Origin of the sequence: Exiguobacterium sp. s34 (genome assembly GCF_018617435.1) — a bacterium.
Lineage (GTDB): Bacteria > Bacillota > Bacilli > Exiguobacteriales > Exiguobacteriaceae > Exiguobacterium > Exiguobacterium aestuarii.
In genome coordinates, this window is the sequence record NZ_JACSKE010000001.1 from 325,348 (window position 1) to 341,661 (window position 16,314).

Sequence of the window (16,314 nt, forward strand, 5' to 3'; positions counted from 1 at the left end):
TAAAGGAGCCTTCTCACGAATGTGGGAAGGCTACATATCTAATTACGAAGAAAAATCAATTCCATCAGGGTTAATAAAAATTCCGCCAGCTGCCGTTTCTTTAACGTCTAGTTCTTCAAGAACTGGAGCATCCCATTCCAATTTCATACTTTCTCACCTCCTTTAAATTTTTGTATAGTAATGGTTCTAAATACAAATATCATTGTCCAAATATCTCGTACAAGTTGGCTCCAAAGTTGATTTGAAGGATATTTAATGAATAAATCAGATTGTGATTCTTTTAAATCTTCCAATATACGCTCATGCTCACTTTCTAAACGTTTGCCCCAATCTGCAGACTGCCGTCCTCGTGGACGATTCATATCCAACACTTGACTAGGTAACCGATGAGTCATTAATGTTCTTACTAATTTTTTCGAAATTCCTTTTGAAGCAAAATACTCAGAAGGCAATCGAGAACAGAAATTTATTAAATTAATATCAGATAAAGGATCTCGAATAATACATTGAAAATTTAAAGAGCACATGGTTGAAATGGTTCCTCTGAGATGTAAATTATCCGCCTGATATATATCTTTTAACCGTTTCACAACATTACTCTCATCTGTGTTCAAATGGTCATAATTAATATCTTTTTGAAGGTCTGTTGAAAAAAAATTATGTGCATATTCTTTGAAAAACTGCTCACTTTTATTTTTATTTCGATAACTTAATAAAATTGGTCTCAGAGTCCTTTTGAGAGCTGTATAAATTTTTTGATTTATTTTCAATTGCACTAAAAATTCTTTAACTAGTTTCGAAATTTGAGCATTTCTAAATAACTCTGAGTAATAAACTCCAATCGAACCATATGAAATCGTAAAATTCCCATGCTTCCCGTTTAACATAATTTTCACATGGGATTTTTGCGCTTCTTCATAAATAGTTAACATCCAAGGAGCGTTTCCAAAAAAGATATATGGCATCTCCAAAATTTCTAACCAGTCATCCACCGTGTTATAAGCATTTCGTTCTCGATTTTCAATCCAGTTCGGTTTAATCGAAGGATAATACTTCAACACTTCTTCGACGAGTGGTCGTTCATTTCCTAGTATCTCCGCAGAATCCTCATACTCTGAGAGAGGAACGTGTGTATAAGCATGCAGAGATTTATCTTCACGTTTTAAAAGCGGCGCCGCATATGCAGCAACTGTCGTCGAGTCGAGTCCACCACTCAACATCAAACCAACTTCTCCATCTGTTCGCATACAAGAGCGAGTTGCTCTTTCAAGAATTTGATTCAACTCTTCATGGCACTCTTCTTCTGAACGAAAAGTTCGTTCTGGTTGTGATGGATACGCCCAGTATTCTTTCAACGTTACTTTTCCCTGTTGATAATGCAAAACATGACCAGGAGGTACGTATCGAACCTTTTCCCAAGGTGCTATGTAAGGATCATGTGTCTTTAACTGCATCGGTGAAACAGCATACTGCTTTAAAAATGTTTCATTGATGTCGTAATCGTAGTAAGTGGCAATCGGTTTAGGCGTGGTACTAAACATCAGTCCATCTTCCCGATGCGTGTAACAGATTGCTCGTTCCCCTAGCCGGTCTCGAACAATCCACATCTCATTTATCGATTCGTCATAAACAGCAAACGCAAAGATGCCCATCAAGTGCTCAACGCAATCGATTCCCCACTTCATGAAAGATTTCGCAACGAGTTCGACATCCGTAGACTTTTCTTGAAATCCTACGTTTAACTTTTCTTTTAAATCGTCTTGGTAGTCTAACATTCCATCAAAAACGATGACGAACGAATCCAACTGATAAGGTTGTGGTGAGTATTCCTCCTCTTTATTAATCCATTGCTCGAGTGCCCCTAATCCACATGTCTCATTCAACCAAATCGAAGAGCGGTCACATTCATACTTTGTGGTAAAAGATGATTGGAGAGCCCCTAATCCATCTGAGGCAGAGTTAGATCCCAACATGCCAAAGATTGCACTCATGATTGATTTCCTTTCTTAGCTGCACGACGTCTCATTAGAACGGTTACAGGTCGCAACGGTACATACAAAAATTGAAGTCGGTTCGGGATGGTCAGTATATCTCGATCTTGTTGTGTCGGGACAAAATGATGAAGTATGTAAGATACACGCTGACTGCATGGTCGAATTAAGAAAAAGTACCTTTTCCAAAACAGATAATGAGAAAACTGTCGATCAGCTTCTTCCGGATTCATTTTTTCATCCATCATTACTAAAGCAATTTGAGCCATCTTTCGAGCCTTTTCCGAACCTCTATATCGTTTCAACGGTTCAGGTGTATCTTGTTCAAACAGAGTTTCGATGAGAATCATTGCTTGCCCCATCATATGTTGAATTTTCCATTGATCAGCGATTTCAGCGACACGGTTCCAGTTTAAAGGTTGTTGTAAAAATTGATGAATATCAAATAACCATTTCAATCTAAACCAACCGTGTTTCGAACCATGAACAATTAAATAGGTAAAAAGGAGTTCGTTATTCAAGCAATTGACCTTTTGTTCAGCAATCTCAATCGAGTCACAGGATAACCATAGCAATGAAAAATCAGGTTCATCGATAATATTTGGAAAGAGTCGCCAGTGAAGCTCTACGATATGATTTGACTCTTGATGAGTGAAGACATAGTGATGATTGTTTTGTCGATAGTACAAATCAGTTAAATCTTCAGTCGTGACATACCCAAGACTTTGAAGAAGTTTAGCAGAATATTCGATATGATTCGGGGACACAAGTAGATCAAGATCACGCATGATTCTTCCGACGTTTGTAGATTCATAGGCTTTTGATAAAATGACCGGTCCTTTGAGACAAATCATCGGAATTTTTTCTTGGTCAAACAGCTGAGCAGCAAGACATAATTGGCGCTTGGTCTGTAAAGTTTTCACGCTATTATTTATTTGAAGCTGTCTCAGATATAAAAACTCTGATGAGTCAGGATAAATTCGATGAAACATGATGTTAGCTTTTAACGATTCCTCATGCATTTGATTATATGAACATGTCGATTCAGTTAAAGTAGATAAAAACTTTGATAAAGTTTGCTTATGAATATAATCTTTTGAAGTGATGTGAGTTGTTTTCATAATATATATATCGGAGTACATTCGAGAAGGATTTAGATTTTTATATAGATTTTTCTTTCTGACCAATGATCGACGAACAACGAAAGAACTTCTCCTCACGTCACTTCGAACTTCTCTGTCACCTGATTAATGGCATAGAACAGACATTCTTGACTACTCCGCGAACCGATTGCGCAAGTATCAGGTCGACGTTCAACGTGAATTGCGAGAAGAGTTGTACTCGAAGGAGTGAACAAAATGAAATCGATTCAAATCAAAAAAGCAAACATATTTTATCTCGGAAGTGCAGAAAGCAATGTGCGCCTATCCGAGCTATTAAGCGAGAGCGACAATCCAGACGTGGTCGAGAATCGTTCTGATAATGTGGATTTTATATCCTGAATCGGCCGTGGGGAGAGGGTGGCACAGCATGAGCTTGAAGGAAATGTGTAAGTCGCTAAGTCTTGCCTACGTCGCCGAAATCTATGAATTGATTCCAACGGAATCTCCTGAAAAATTCCTGACGGAGCTTTTCACTATGGAAATGCGCCTCCCCGAAGAAGCGAAAGCGCAACGATTAATCAAAAAGGCGAAATTCATCAACAATAAGTCACTCGCCGACTATCAGTGGGGCAATCAAATATACTTCCCCAAGCATTTAGATAAGGGTGAACTTACCTCACTGGTTTTTACGAGCATTCACAGAACGTCGTTCTGACAGGGTCCCCAGGAACAGGAAAGACCCATTTGGCCATCGGACTCGGAAGAGAAGCTTGTCACAAAGGTTATGAGGTGAGGTTCTTCCGAGTATCCGAGCTTGTAGTGCAACTCAACAAGACCTGGCGAAATGGAAAACTGAGCAGCTTTCACTCTCGTCTCGAATTGGCAGACCTTATCATTTTGGACAAGATGGGATACATCCCTCTCACAAAAAAATCTGCGGAACTCCTGTTCCATATAATCACCGACTGGTACGAGTGAAAGAGCTTGATTATCATATTCAACCTTGAGTTCAGCCAGTGGAATCGCATTTGGGGAGATGCTTGCTTAACGGCGGCACTAGTCGATCGAGTCATACACCACGCTCACATACTCAATTTCACAGGTGACAGTGATCGTGTCACGAGTGTTCATTCACACGATGGGGGGATTTGCCGTTCGTCTCGTGTCCAGCGGTTCATGTTGTCCAGACTGCGGTCAGTCTTGTCGCCGAGTACCGAAATGGTTCTTCGACAACTCTAGATGTCCACGTACGTTCCATCTTTACAGAGCGATATTGCCCTGGGCTCTTTTTCATTCGCGGAGAACGCTCCGTAAAGAGCTCGTGTTGTCTTGACCATGAGTACGAAGGAAGCCGAGCAGGTCACGATTGTCCTAGGTTTTCGAAGCAGTCACGACACGCTCGTAGTGTTACAACGGGTGCCCCACCCGTGCCGAGCTTTTCTCACTGATATTTCAAATAAATGAACAACCACCTTCAGGCGGTAGCTCATCATCGTTCACCAACATTGCATAAGAACCACATTTGTATTGCAAAATAATCGTTCAAGTAAGGTGAATGCGACTGTATATTTGCTCCTAAGAATCTCTACAACCTTTAGGACCACTTCTTCCTCAACTCTCTTTAGATTCCAATGAATTTTATAGATTTTGTTCTCTGATTTCAGGTGGAACTCTCTTGTCATCCTCACTAGCGGAATCCGGACCAAGCCCGTAGATGTATCGCTTCCATATTGACTGATCAAATCAACAGATTTCATTGGACCGAAGCCATCTCATCCAGGTGAGAATCTGGGGTTCACTTTTGATTCCGTGTTTTTCCATGATTTCTCTAGTCGTCAACTTACCGCTTAGTTTATCTTTCACCACTGCCTATTTCATTTCTCCTAAATATACGTTTTTGTTCATGCAAAAACACCTCCGACGCTAGCACTTTTATTAAGTGTATCACTGAGGAGGTGTTTTTATATTGTCTCGAAAATTCAGGTTAAATCATCTTTAAGTATCAAATCAGTCTTCTTTGCTTTTCGCATACGTATTGATAGGGTAATTCAATTCACACGTAAAATGCAGATTTTTCTTTTTTTATCTCTCGTGAACATAAAATGCGGTTGTCACTAAGTATTCATTTTTTTAAAAACTTCACAAAATATGGCTTAAACTTATGCAAGAAATAGTTTACGTCTGTCCAATAAAGTAATGTAATAATAATTAAATTGAATATTGCCAATAAAAATATAACTAAATTAATTTCATTAAAACTACTATACAATGCAAATATAGAGACTAAAAAGATACATAAATAAAATTTTGTCAAGGCATAATTTAATTTGTACAGTCTCTTTGATACTAATGTTCTTAAAGTGAAGAATATTAAATATGCTATCGCTGTCGAAAATGCAGATCCCTTTGCACCGAATAATGGAACTAAAATGAAATTTAATAGCACAGAAGCAATACAACTAATTAAAGCAATATAAATATGATATTTAGATTTCTTCATGAAATTTATACCAATCACAGTTGTTTCAGAAATTGTATAAAGCAGAGGCATGAATATTAGAAATGGCATTATAAATGCAGCTTCTCTATATTCACTTCCTAAAAGGTACACTATATAATCTTTAAATAAAATTAACATTATCGAGATGTAAAGCATAGATAAAGTTATGAATCGATTAGCTCTTTCAAAAAAAAATTTTTCATCTTTGTTTATTGAATACTTCTCATAAGCTACAGGAACCCAAAATGTAGTAAAAGTTGTTTGAAGTGCATTTAACAATACGATTATAGTGAATGCAGCACTGTAAATCCCCAATTCATTAAATCCTGAATAGTAATTAATAAAAACACGATCAATAGATTGAAACATCCAAGTAACTAAAGAAGTGAATAATAGAGGTGCTCCAAATTTTAACATCTCTATTTTTTTAATTACCTGGATTTTCAGGTTAATATTCGAAAAAGAATTTAACCAAAAATCTTTTTCGAAATAAATTGACAATACTGTCACAATAACATTACTCAATATAGAAGTATAAACTAGAACAACGAAGTTATTTTCGTTTGAAAATATAATTGATAAGAATAATAAAAGAAATGATATCTTTTGTAACACTTGCATTGAAGAATACAATATAGCTTTTTGTTGCATCCTTATAAGTACCAAAGAATATCTGTTAAATAACAAAATAAAATTACTTATTATTATAAGAAGAATTAGCTCGAAGCTTTCTACTTGAAATAAATATAATGTTATTTTTTCGTATATAGAAATTAAAATTATTGAAAAAATTATATTGACTATAATTGCGAACTTCAAACAATAAATAAGTAGCTTACTTCTATCATTTTCACTTTCATCATAAAAAAATCTTACAAAGGACTGATCCAAACCAAAAACTATTATTAGTAATGAAATACTAGTGAATAAAGTAAACATAGAATACTTTCCGTATTCTGAAGGATCAATCATCCGTGTTATGATTGGATTAGTCAAAAAGCCAAGTACTAAAGTAACTATACTACCAATTCCATAGGACGCGAAATTTTTCAAAATAGATTTGTCACTCACAAATTCCCTCCTAAAATTCCCAAACTTGATTCACTTATGTTTATATTTTTATAGGAATCTCTTAAAGTATTTATTTAAGTCAATTAATTATTCCAAATATATGTTAGCCCATTTCAAATATTCATCTTCATTTGAAAATATTTTTTTAATTGCATCTTTGTTTATTTTTGAATTAGCAAAATAAAGATTATAATCTGAAACTATGCCTGAGATTGATGTCGTCAATTCTTCAATGGTGCTAATTTTATGAATATAGTGTCCTTCTCGCTCTAACTCATTATACTTTAACCAAGATCCATTTATTATGACCGTTCCTGCATATAAGTTTTCTCTCATTGACGAGGAGAATCCATCAGTAGACTGAACATGAATGAAAATGTCTGTACATCTCCAAAGTCTTGCTATCATTTCCTCATTTAAATACTCTGTTAAAATCACATAATCAATATCAGTTTTTCTCAAAATAGATCTTATTTCATTCAAGTAATTTTCTGATGCGCCGTATGTCATTGGAAAAACAAAGAACATTTTTTTTAAAACTTCGGGAGATATTTTGTTTATACTTTCAAGTATTTCATTATGTTTTTGGGATTCTGACCCGTTATAGCCGCACGCAACAATATATTTATTTTTGGGGAAATCGAAATACTCTTTAGAATCAGCCAAACTCTCCGAGAAAGTTATCTCGTCAATTTTACTGTACACAGTAGTAGGAAAATAAATTAATTTCAGTTTGGAATTATATTCACTCCCAAACTTGTCTTGGAATTTTTTAATCATATCATCAGATCCAAAAGTTATTGTATCTGCTTTTTTAATTACTTTTTTAAGATCTTTTATTAACTCATTATTAGCCCTGAGTAAATCACTTCCCCAGAATGAGAGAATCAACTTTTTATAATCCCCACTCAAAAATCCAATCATTTTACACTGAATTAGACCAACGAAATGGACATGTAAAATATCATAGGGTCCATTTGACTTAAGCAATTTTACATCCCTATAGGTTGAAATCCATCCCCTTACTTTCGGTATTTTATAGATTAGGTTATTACCTAAATCACTGTTAATTAAATTTATATTATTTTGATTATAAAATGATAGAAACTCTTTGTTCTTCACCTTCAGTGTATATAAAGAAGTTTCAATGCTACCTTTTAAATTTACGTTCTCTATATGTCTTTTAATATAAACATTATCGCCCCAACCCATGAGTAATACTTTCATTTATACTTACCCCACATTTATTTTTTTTTAAATTTCTCTAATAATGAAATTTCATTTTCAATACGCTCATCCCAATTTAGCATTTTATTCTTTGAAGTATTAATTGCATTCTCGCGTACTTCTACACTCTTTGTAGGATTTTCAATTAAGAATTTTATTATTTTTGCAACGTCCTTTTCCAACTCGTGTTCATCATTCGAAGAAATTAAAAAACCATTTTTTCCGTGCTCAATAAAATCACTTACAACACCATCGTCTTTTGCAATAACTACTGCTCCTGTTGCCAAAGACTCATGAAATACATTTGTCATGTTGCATGTATCATGTAGCATCATTGAGCATACGGAGAGCTTATTCATTATTGCAATATTTTCAGCATTTATATTACCTAAAAACAAAACTTGGTTTTCGACATCTAAACGCTTAGCTAATTCCACAACTTCTTCATAATATGAAGTACTATTATCATATAATTTTACAGGACCAGCAAAATATACTTTGACAATGCATCCCTGTTTTTTTAATTCATGAATAATTTTTACTACTCTATCTTGACGCTTCCATGGGTCAAACCTTGCACAATAAAAAACGAAAGGTTCTTTCTCCAAATCACTCCTAAATTCAAGAGTTTTAGAACGTGAGATTTTTTTCATTTTATCTACCCCATTGATCCAATAAAAAAATTGATAGGGTGCATTTTTTCCCTCCCATAAATAATTAAAAATCTCATCACCTCTGGATCCATCATTTGTAACTAATAAAAATTTTTTCGGACTCTTGAAAATAAAATACTCTGAGATATTATTTATAAAAGTTTTCAATTCCCCTTTTTTTAAAATTGATTCCCAAAGAAACGTACCGTATAGTCTTTGAGCAAACGGGGTTTTATTCCACCTTACTGGAAGTGATGAAATAGCGCCTGATGTACCATGACAATATACAAAGTCATATTTTTCTTTCTTTAATAAACTATTTACTTCTTTTATTAAATTAAATTTGAATTTCAAACTACTAATCCTTGTATCTCCCGTGTATAATGTTTTTTTAATATCTGACTCTTTAAACCACTTAGATTTGATATTGTATTTCGGGAACGGTTTTTTATTATGAATTAGTACATAGTTAACTTCATGTCCCTTTTCAATCAAACCTATCAATACTTTATTAAACGATGGTAAGCCGTAGGGATAGTCCGCACCGTGGAAAAGACATTCACTAAAGCCAGGATAATCAGTTGTAATATATAGTATTCGCAATTTCAAAACTCCTTTTTAGCTGTATAAAGAATTGTTATTTTACTTTAGAAACTGTACTTAACCCTAGTAACACCCAAATTAATTCTGAAAAAATTGCTCCTTCTAAATTTGTCGCAATAACAGCTGTTAAAATAGAAACAGCTAATGCAATTTCATATTTCGAAATATTCTCTCCACATAACTGATGAATACTCTTTAAGAAAATATATAAATAAGAGATCAGTCCTATTATTCCTAATTCAAGCAGAATTGTTATCAATCCATTAAACGTTGCTCCCCCGACAATAGAATTCGGGAAATTAATTAACATAAGCGTTGCTGAACTGTTAAAGCCTGCACCTACTGGATATTGAAATATCAAGGAAAAAGCATTTGTTACAGAAGTGATACGTACAGAACTAGCAGAATTGCTAGAGAGATTTAAACCATCAACTATGAAGTTTACATATCTTTCAAAGTTGAAACTGTCCATTAGGTATTCCCAATTGACAAATAAAGATATGCTTAAAATCAAAATCCATAAAATTAAGATTCCTATGATTTTTTGAATATCTAGTTGAAGTTTTTGATACTTGAATACTTTCCTGTCCATGTCTTTCAAATAAAGAATTATATAAAATATTATTGTACCAAGCAGCAATACCACTACGAGACTAGAAGTAGAAATTAATAATACAAAGAGTGTAATTAAAAGTATGATTGTTTTTAAGTATGAAGTTTTTAAATATACTAACCATATTAAGAAAGATCCACATAAAAACTTTAGCAAGTGAGCAGGCTCAAGGAAAAAGCCAGATACATAATTAAAGTAAACCAATTCATTACCATAGTCCCCTTGCGGGAAAAAAGAACTTAAGTTAGTAAATGGAAATCCTTTTATATTGCCAAAGTATTGATAAAGACTGAAACATATATTAAGAGTAAAGCCAATTATTATTCCTTTAATTACTGCATTTTTTTGATCTGGCCTCATTATTACTGCAAAATATATTAACATGTTCATTCCTAAAGCTATTATTCCTTTGAAATATTTATCAACCAATCCTGAAATTTCTGTACTATATATAAGAATTTGAAGTATTGAAATAAATACAATAGCTAAAAATAAAATTAATGAATTATCCATTAATTTTAAATTTGACAACCGATTCGGAAACAACGAGTTATAAACCACTAAAATTAAAGATAGTAAGACTATGTAACTCAAGTAAGTATTACCAATTTTTAAAGCGTACGTTATGTTTGTAGCGGAAAAGACACCTAAAAAAATATACATGATAGACAAACGTGTACCTACTTGAAAATTAAACCTCATTACTTCCTCCTACTATTTATAACAATTTGTTTAAATTTACAAATCAACATTACTAACATATATTTTTTTTTCAAAGTTAAATATCTAAAAGTATTATTAAACACTGAATTATTATGTCCATTTCTAAGATATGCTTGAACATAGTTCTGTTCGATGAATTCTTTAGTGGAATTTATTTTGTCTTTATAGTTTTTATTTGAATTTAATTCATTTATTATACACATCGATATGTTATGCGACATAAAAGCACTTATAATACGATGTGTTTCATTATCGACTTTTACTACTTTGAAAAAATCCTTGATTCTTTCATCAATGACTGAAACCATCCTCATCATATTTTTTTTAAACTTAACAGATAAACTGTATCGTTTTCTATGAATATAAACGTATAAAGGTTCTTTTAAAGCGATGATCGAATCTGCATTTTTATATAAATCCAATGAAAAACAAAAATCTTCAAGAAAAGAAAGTTTTTCATCGAAAAACAAATTATGATTCTTAATAAATTTGGCTTTAATAATTTTATTACATGAAGAAGTAAGATAATTATTCTCAAATAGCTCTTTGAAGTGGCTAGGAAATTGATTAAAAGAAAAATGAAAATTATCACTTATTACTTTTTCATAACTTCTACTCCGATTATTATGAATAAATTTGAAAATCATTCCGAATACAACAAAGTCAATATGAGGATGTTTGTTAATTTCGTTGACACAAACCTCTAATAAATGAGGTAATATAATATCATCACTATCTAAAAATAAAATATATTCACCTTTTGCCTTATTTAATCCTACGTTTCTAGCATTGGAGACCCCACTATTTTCAATTTTTATTAATTTTACACGATTATCATTTTCTGAAATTTCTTTACATTTTTTATAGCTATTATCTACCGAACCATCGTCTACAACAATTACCTCTATATGAGTATATGTTTGAGATAATGCAGAGTTTATAGTTTTAGTAATATATTTTTCTACATTAAAAACTGGTACTATGATGCTAATTAAAGGTGTATTATTCATGTTTTTAAGGCATCCTTGTATATTTCCACTAATGTGTGTTTATATTTTTCTTCGCTCATAATTTTCTTAACTTTTTCTTTACAATTCTCACTTAATTTTTTTTGTTTCTTGGTAAAAGTAATTACATTAACCACTTTCTCAATTAAGATCTCATCCTTTTCTGATAAGTATCCATTAATACCATCTTCCACTAAAGTTTTCATCCCATCTGCAGGAGTACTAACAATAGGTACACCTAGCACAAGAGCTTCTAAGGCAGCAATAGGAGTCCCTTCGAACCTAGAGCACATCAATAAACATTTAGAACCCCCTAAAGCCTTATATGGATATTCTAAGATACCTGTAAATGTTACTCTTTTTTCCACATTGTGCTTTTTAAAGACAAGTTCCATTTTGTTTTTGTAATCACCATCACCTATAATGCCAAAGTGTGCATCTTTACATCGATTTAAAACTCTAGCCGCTACTTCTGCAATTCTTTCTGGATTCTTAGGATAACTAAGTCTGCCTACATACACAAAATCAAAATTATATTTTTCTTTGTCTTTAGTAATTAAATTATTTATTCGTTCCCTATAAATAATATTTTGCAGAAAAATTGTTTTTTGATTTATTTTTTCCTTAAATGCATAATCATCTAAACATCCTTCAGAGACGATAATTACTTTCTTGGTTTTTTTTGTAGACAACATATAAAGAAAAGATTTTAAACCCACTTTTCTCATATCTTCCATATTACCGTGTAAATGAGATATAATTGGTAACGTCTTCGGAGAACACAGAACTGATAGTACGGTCGCTTTCACATCATGAGCATGAATTAAATCTGGTTTATACTCTTTAATAATTCGTCTAAGTTCTGAATAATTAAAATTTTCCATCGCTTTATATGTTACTTTTCGATCCTCTAGCGATTTTCTTATTGGTCCTTCAGGGGAACAATAGGCCATTTCGTATTCATCACCCAACATCATACAAATGTCACCTACTACATTTTCAGCACCTGACATACGATTACTTTGTAGGACATGCAAAATCCTCATTTAATATTCTCCTTAGATTCTTTCGTAGACAATTTTCATATCCAGTTTTATTTTTGAAATATCATACTTAGTTATGTTTTTAAGATTATTATTACCCATCTCTAACATTTTTTTTTCATCATCCAATAATTTCTTTATTTTATATGCAAGTTCTTCTGGATTGTTCGGATCAAATAATAATCCTCCTTCTCCGCTTTGAATCAAATCAATATTCCCTCTTATTTTTGAACAAATTACAGGTAATCCCATGGACATTGCTTCCATTAGTGAAACAGAAAGTCCTTCTCTATATGAAGGAAACGCAAATAAGTCAGCGCCTCTATATATATTTATGACGTCATTTCGGAAACCTAATAACTTAACATTTGCTGAAAGATTAGAGGATAATATTAGTTCTTCTAAATAATTCATTCTGTCTCCTTGTCCACAAACTAAATAATAGATTTTAGGATTGTTGATTTTTGATAACGCTTTTATAACTACTTCATGATTTTTATTTTTATTTAATTCCCCCACTGATAAAATTACAAAAGCATCTAAAGGAATATTAAATTCTTTTCTAATTTTTTGTCGAGTTTCATTTGAATTGCTGAATTCGTTAACATCAACACCTATTCCAGGAATATAAAAATTATCTTTAGCATAAAATTTTTTTGATATATTGTAATCTTCTTGATTTATTGTAATTAATGTTCTCGTGATTTTCGATAGTACCTTTTCGACTGGATAGTATAGTATCCAATTTATCATCGGTGCACCCTTATAAAAATGAAACCCATGGGCTGTATAAATCACATTTTTGATTCCCGCGTTTTTTGCTGCTAACCTAGCAATCACCCCTCCCATTGGAGAATGACAATGTACAATATCAAATTTTTCTTTTATCATTAAGTTTTTTAATTGTTTATAAGCCTTATAATTATTTTTTACTAGAACTGGTGATCTTTCGATATTAATATGGTGTCTAATTATATTTAAGTGATTTAACCTTTCGTTAGCATCACTATAGTTTGCTGCAGCATGCACTTCATACCCTAAAGAATTTAAAACTTCTATATTTGCTTGTTCAAAAAGGTAAAACTGTCTACTTACAGTTGAAACAATTAAAATCTTTTTCATCCAAAGCTCCCTCTTGAATACTTACTAAAAAACTGATTTCAGATATTCCATAAATGATAAATTTGATGACAAGCAACTTGTCTGCAACCTACTTTATGATAAAAATTTATGGCGTTTAAATTTAGCATTTGTGTACCAACTTTAATTTCATCCATACGATTTTTAAATGTAGCATATTCTATTGCTTTAAATAAATCACTACCAACTCCACTTCCAATTATTTGAGGAGACACAGCTATTAGTTCGATTAAACACTCTTTTTCAGTAAAGGAATAGAGGGCAAATCCGTTTATATTGCCCTCCTTACTTCTTGATATTGCAAAAAACTTATCTTTTCTATTAAATGAATTAACAATCCAATGATAATAAACCTCATTTCCTCGGCGTTTCGCTAATTCTGGATCCTCAGTAAATTTCGAAAATCTAAAGTTTGCTAATTCTAAAATTTGGTCATTTTTTTCGAGTGCTTGGTGAAGTGTTATATTTGAAGGAAGTGGAGTCTCCATTTTTACTTTCTTTATAAATTGAATATTTGTATCAACCAAAAAGGAATTCGTATGTTCACTTATTAACTTTGAATTAACAACATTCGAATTTTCATTAACTATAGAAACGTATTGAAATTCTTCTATTTTTTTTTGAATCTTATTCCAATCCTTCTCCTTAAGAGAATCGTGCAATATAACTTTAGCACTTGAAACACCAAAAAAAGCTGTATCCCATTCTAAGTTTAATAAAGATATTTCACTTTTATTCATAAGAGAACTCCCTTATACAATTTAAATTTAGAGTTAATGTTCCGTTTTAGTATTTTCTTTTTCAACAAATATATTTTCACTTTTTGAAATCGAAAGAATTGTTTTCAAAATAATTTTTATATCAAGTAACATCGACATATTACTTACATAATAAATATCATTCTGAATTCTTTTTTTCCAAGGTATTGTATTCCTAAAATAAGCTTGATTAAACCCAGTAATCCCAGGTCTAACTTTTAATTTTTCTTTTTCGTTTTCTTCATACAAATCATAATGTTCAGGTAGATCAGGACGTGGTCCGACGATACTCATATCACCTTTAAGAATATTTAAAATTTGAGGTGTTTCATCAATACTTGTTTTACGAATGAATTTTCCTATCGAAGTCAGTCTCGGGTCATCTTCCGCATTGAAGGTTGAGCCATCACTATTTCGAATATCAGGCGCATTCAATTTCATCGATCTAAATTTATACATTTTGAATATTTTACCGTTTTTCCCAAGCCGAGGAGCATTGTAAAAAATACTTCCCTTATCTTGAAAATATATGATCGGTCCAAATACCATCAAAATCAATAACCATAAAGGCAAAGCAAACAATGAAATAATCAAATCAATTAATCTTTTTGAGTATTTTCTATACATTAACAATTAGCCTCACTTAATATTACTTTTAAAATATCTTCAAATTTCTCAACGACAAATCGAACATCATCATCACTCAATAATGTGTGTAGTGGTAATGTGATTTCATTGCTATACTGATTGAACGCGTTGGGGTAATTTTTAATATCAAAACCTAAGTTTTTGTATGCCGTAAACATAGGAAGTGGTTTGTAGTGTACATTACATGAAACTCCATTATTCGCCATATCTATGATAATTTTATTTCGTTGCTCCTCAGTAATGTTGGGGACACGAACTAAATACAAATGTCCTGATGAACTAAAATCCTCCCCGTAGTGCTCTAACGTCTCCACACCAAGAGGAAGTAACAGATTGTCATACATCTGAATAATTCGTCTACGTCTAACCAACATCTCTTCATATCGTTTCAACTGAACCAAACCTATACTAGCCATAATGTCAGTCATATTACACTTGTAAGCAGGGTACACAATATCATATTCCCATGCGCCCTTTTGTGTTTTTGCTAGAGCATCTTTAGATTGTCCATGGAGACTGTAAAGCATATATTGCTTGTAGAGCCATTCATCATCTAAATCTCCTTCGTTTCGCCACACTACCGCACCGCCTTCTGCAGTAGTGAGGTTTTTCACAGCATGGAAGGAAAAACAAGTAAAGTCAGCTTGCTGACCGCACTTAACACCATGTCTCTCAGCCCCAAAAGCATGAGCTGCATCCGCCATAACAATTACTCTGTCAATTTTTCTTTGTAGTTCGTTTTTGGCTACAAACTGCTTTTTTTGACGATTTACAATATCAAAAACCGTATCATAATCACACATTTTTCCAGCAAGATCAACTGCAATGATAGCTTTTGTTTTCTCATTAATTGCTTGTTCTAGTTGTTCATAGTCCATTTCGTAAGACCCAGGAGCAGTATCTACCAATACAATTTTTGCGCCTACATGTTCAATTACAGAAGCAGAAGCTGTATACGTATAAGCAGATGTAATTACTTCGTCTCCCGGACCAACCCCTAAAATTCGTAAAGTCAACTCCATAGCTGCAGTTGCTGAATTTAAACAGACCGCTTTATTCACTCCTACAAATTCAGCAATATTTTTTTCAAGCTCTTTTGTACGTGGACCAGTCGTGATCCATCCAGATTTTATAGCTTTAATAACTTCGTCAATTTCCGCATCTGAAACATCTGGTGGGGAAAAGGGAATGTTTTTCACTAAATTTGTATCAAGCATCTAACTGCCTCATTTCT

14 protein-coding genes and 1 pseudogene are annotated in these 16,314 nt (G+C 32.7%); 2 read left to right on the forward strand and 13 right to left on the reverse strand.

Annotated features, from left to right (window positions below; all coding sequences use genetic code 11):
• Positions 1 to 42 precede the first annotated feature (42 nt).
• From KNO87_RS01565 to KNO87_RS01575, 3 genes are read right to left on the reverse strand one after another with little or no spacing between them, the layout of a single operon-like run.
• Complete coding sequence (locus KNO87_RS01565) at positions 43 to 147, reverse strand: paeninodin family lasso peptide (protein WP_214793232.1); 105 nt, start codon at positions 145 to 147, stop codon at positions 43 to 45.
• On the reverse strand, positions 144 to 1,991 hold the full coding sequence (locus KNO87_RS01570; RefSeq protein WP_214793229.1) for an asparagine synthetase B family protein: 1,848 nt from the start codon (positions 1,989 to 1,991) through the stop codon (positions 144 to 146). The genes KNO87_RS01565 and KNO87_RS01570 overlap by 4 nt, the downstream gene beginning before the upstream one ends.
• The gene (locus tag KNO87_RS01575) at positions 1,988 to 3,112 is read right to left on the reverse strand and encodes a nucleotidyltransferase domain-containing protein (RefSeq protein WP_214793227.1); all 1,125 of its coding nucleotides are present in this window, start codon (positions 3,110 to 3,112) and stop codon (positions 1,988 to 1,990) included. Before KNO87_RS01575 ends, KNO87_RS01570 begins: the two co-directional genes overlap by 4 nt.
• A 237-nt stretch (positions 3,113 to 3,349) precedes the next feature.
• Here KNO87_RS01575 and KNO87_RS01580 point away from each other — a divergent pair, with 237 nt between their 5' ends.
• Positions 3,350 to 3,493, forward strand: coding sequence for a hypothetical protein (locus KNO87_RS01580; RefSeq protein ID WP_214793224.1), 144 nt, complete (start codon positions 3,350 to 3,352; stop codon positions 3,491 to 3,493).
• Positions 3,494 to 3,521: 28 nt separating this feature from the next.
• Positions 3,522 to 4,228 (forward strand): annotated as a pseudogene (gene istB / locus KNO87_RS15605) (IS21-like element helper ATPase IstB); the annotation flags it as partial.
• 988 nt (positions 4,229 to 5,216) lie between these two features.
• On the opposite strand, the gene KNO87_RS01590 reads toward istB, so the two are convergent.
• The 10 genes from KNO87_RS01590 to KNO87_RS01635 form a co-directional block, all read right to left on the reverse strand.
• A complete protein-coding gene (locus KNO87_RS01590; protein ID WP_214793221.1) occupies positions 5,217 to 6,665 on the reverse strand; it encodes a lipopolysaccharide biosynthesis protein in 1,449 nt (482 codons plus the stop codon).
• Between the two features lie 87 nt (positions 6,666 to 6,752).
• Positions 6,753 to 7,892, reverse strand: a complete 1,140-nt coding sequence (locus KNO87_RS01595) for a glycosyltransferase family protein (protein WP_214793218.1) — start codon at positions 7,890 to 7,892, stop codon at positions 6,753 to 6,755.
• A gap of 17 nt (positions 7,893 to 7,909) precedes the next feature.
• Complete coding sequence (locus tag KNO87_RS01600) at positions 7,910 to 9,148, reverse strand: glycosyltransferase family 4 protein (RefSeq protein WP_214793214.1); 1,239 nt, start codon at positions 9,146 to 9,148, stop codon at positions 7,910 to 7,912.
• Between the two features lie 34 nt (positions 9,149 to 9,182).
• Positions 9,183 to 10,463, reverse strand: coding sequence for a hypothetical protein (locus KNO87_RS01605; protein ID WP_214793211.1), 1,281 nt, complete (start codon positions 10,461 to 10,463; stop codon positions 9,183 to 9,185).
• Positions 10,463 to 11,494: a glycosyltransferase family 2 protein gene (locus tag KNO87_RS01610; RefSeq protein WP_214793208.1), complete on the reverse strand. Its 1,032-nt coding sequence runs from the start codon at positions 11,492 to 11,494 to the stop codon at positions 10,463 to 10,465. The genes KNO87_RS01605 and KNO87_RS01610 overlap by 1 nt, the downstream gene beginning before the upstream one ends.
• Positions 11,491 to 12,537 carry a glycosyltransferase gene (locus KNO87_RS01615; RefSeq protein WP_214793205.1) on the reverse strand — a complete coding sequence of 349 codons (1,047 nt, stop codon included), beginning with the start codon at positions 12,535 to 12,537 and terminating at the stop codon, positions 11,491 to 11,493. The genes KNO87_RS01610 and KNO87_RS01615 overlap by 4 nt, the downstream gene beginning before the upstream one ends.
• A 12-nt stretch (positions 12,538 to 12,549) precedes the next feature.
• Positions 12,550 to 13,656, reverse strand: coding sequence for a glycosyltransferase family 4 protein (locus KNO87_RS01620; RefSeq protein ID WP_214793203.1), 1,107 nt, complete (start codon positions 13,654 to 13,656; stop codon positions 12,550 to 12,552).
• 38 nt (positions 13,657 to 13,694) lie between these two features.
• A complete protein-coding gene (locus KNO87_RS01625; RefSeq protein WP_214793200.1) occupies positions 13,695 to 14,414 on the reverse strand; it encodes a GNAT family N-acetyltransferase in 720 nt (239 codons plus the stop codon).
• Positions 14,415 to 14,447: 33 nt separating this feature from the next.
• Entirely contained in the window at positions 14,448 to 15,059 is a 612-nt protein-coding gene (locus KNO87_RS01630) for a sugar transferase (protein ID WP_214793197.1), read from the reverse strand.
• Positions 15,059 to 16,297, reverse strand: coding sequence for a DegT/DnrJ/EryC1/StrS family aminotransferase (locus tag KNO87_RS01635; protein ID WP_214793194.1), 1,239 nt, complete (start codon positions 16,295 to 16,297; stop codon positions 15,059 to 15,061). The genes KNO87_RS01630 and KNO87_RS01635 overlap by 1 nt, the downstream gene beginning before the upstream one ends.
• Positions 16,298 to 16,314: the final 17 nt, after the last annotated feature.

Excerpts from the sequence above, each read along its gene's own strand:
- KNO87_RS01565 (WP_214793232.1), bottom strand. The coding sequence starts at position 147 with ATGAAATTGGAATGGGATGCTCCAGTTCTTGAAGAACTAGACGTTAAA.
- KNO87_RS01570 (WP_214793229.1), bottom strand. The coding sequence starts at position 1,991 with ATGAGTGCAATCTTTGGCATGTTGGGATCTAACTCTGCCTCAGATGGA.
- KNO87_RS01575 (WP_214793227.1), bottom strand. The coding sequence starts at position 3,112 with ATGAAAACAACTCACATCACTTCAAAAGATTATATTCATAAGCAAACT.
- KNO87_RS01580 (WP_214793224.1), top strand. The coding sequence starts at position 3,350 with ATGAAATCGATTCAAATCAAAAAAGCAAACATATTTTATCTCGGAAGT.
- KNO87_RS01595 (WP_214793218.1), bottom strand. The coding sequence starts at position 7,892 with ATGAAAGTATTACTCATGGGTTGGGGCGATAATGTTTATATTAAAAGA.
- KNO87_RS01605 (WP_214793211.1), bottom strand. The coding sequence starts at position 10,463 with ATGAGGTTTAATTTTCAAGTAGGTACACGTTTGTCTATCATGTATATT.
- KNO87_RS01610 (WP_214793208.1), bottom strand. The coding sequence starts at position 11,494 with ATGAATAATACACCTTTAATTAGCATCATAGTACCAGTTTTTAATGTA.
- KNO87_RS01615 (WP_214793205.1), bottom strand. The coding sequence starts at position 12,537 with ATGAGGATTTTGCATGTCCTACAAAGTAATCGTATGTCAGGTGCTGAA.
- KNO87_RS01620 (WP_214793203.1), bottom strand. The coding sequence starts at position 13,656 with ATGAAAAAGATTTTAATTGTTTCAACTGTAAGTAGACAGTTTTACCTT.
- KNO87_RS01625 (WP_214793200.1), bottom strand. The coding sequence starts at position 14,414 with ATGAATAAAAGTGAAATATCTTTATTAAACTTAGAATGGGATACAGCT.
- KNO87_RS01630 (WP_214793197.1), bottom strand. The coding sequence starts at position 15,059 with ATGTATAGAAAATACTCAAAAAGATTAATTGATTTGATTATTTCATTG.
- KNO87_RS01635 (WP_214793194.1), bottom strand. The coding sequence starts at position 16,297 with ATGCTTGATACAAATTTAGTGAAAAACATTCCCTTTTCCCCACCAGAT.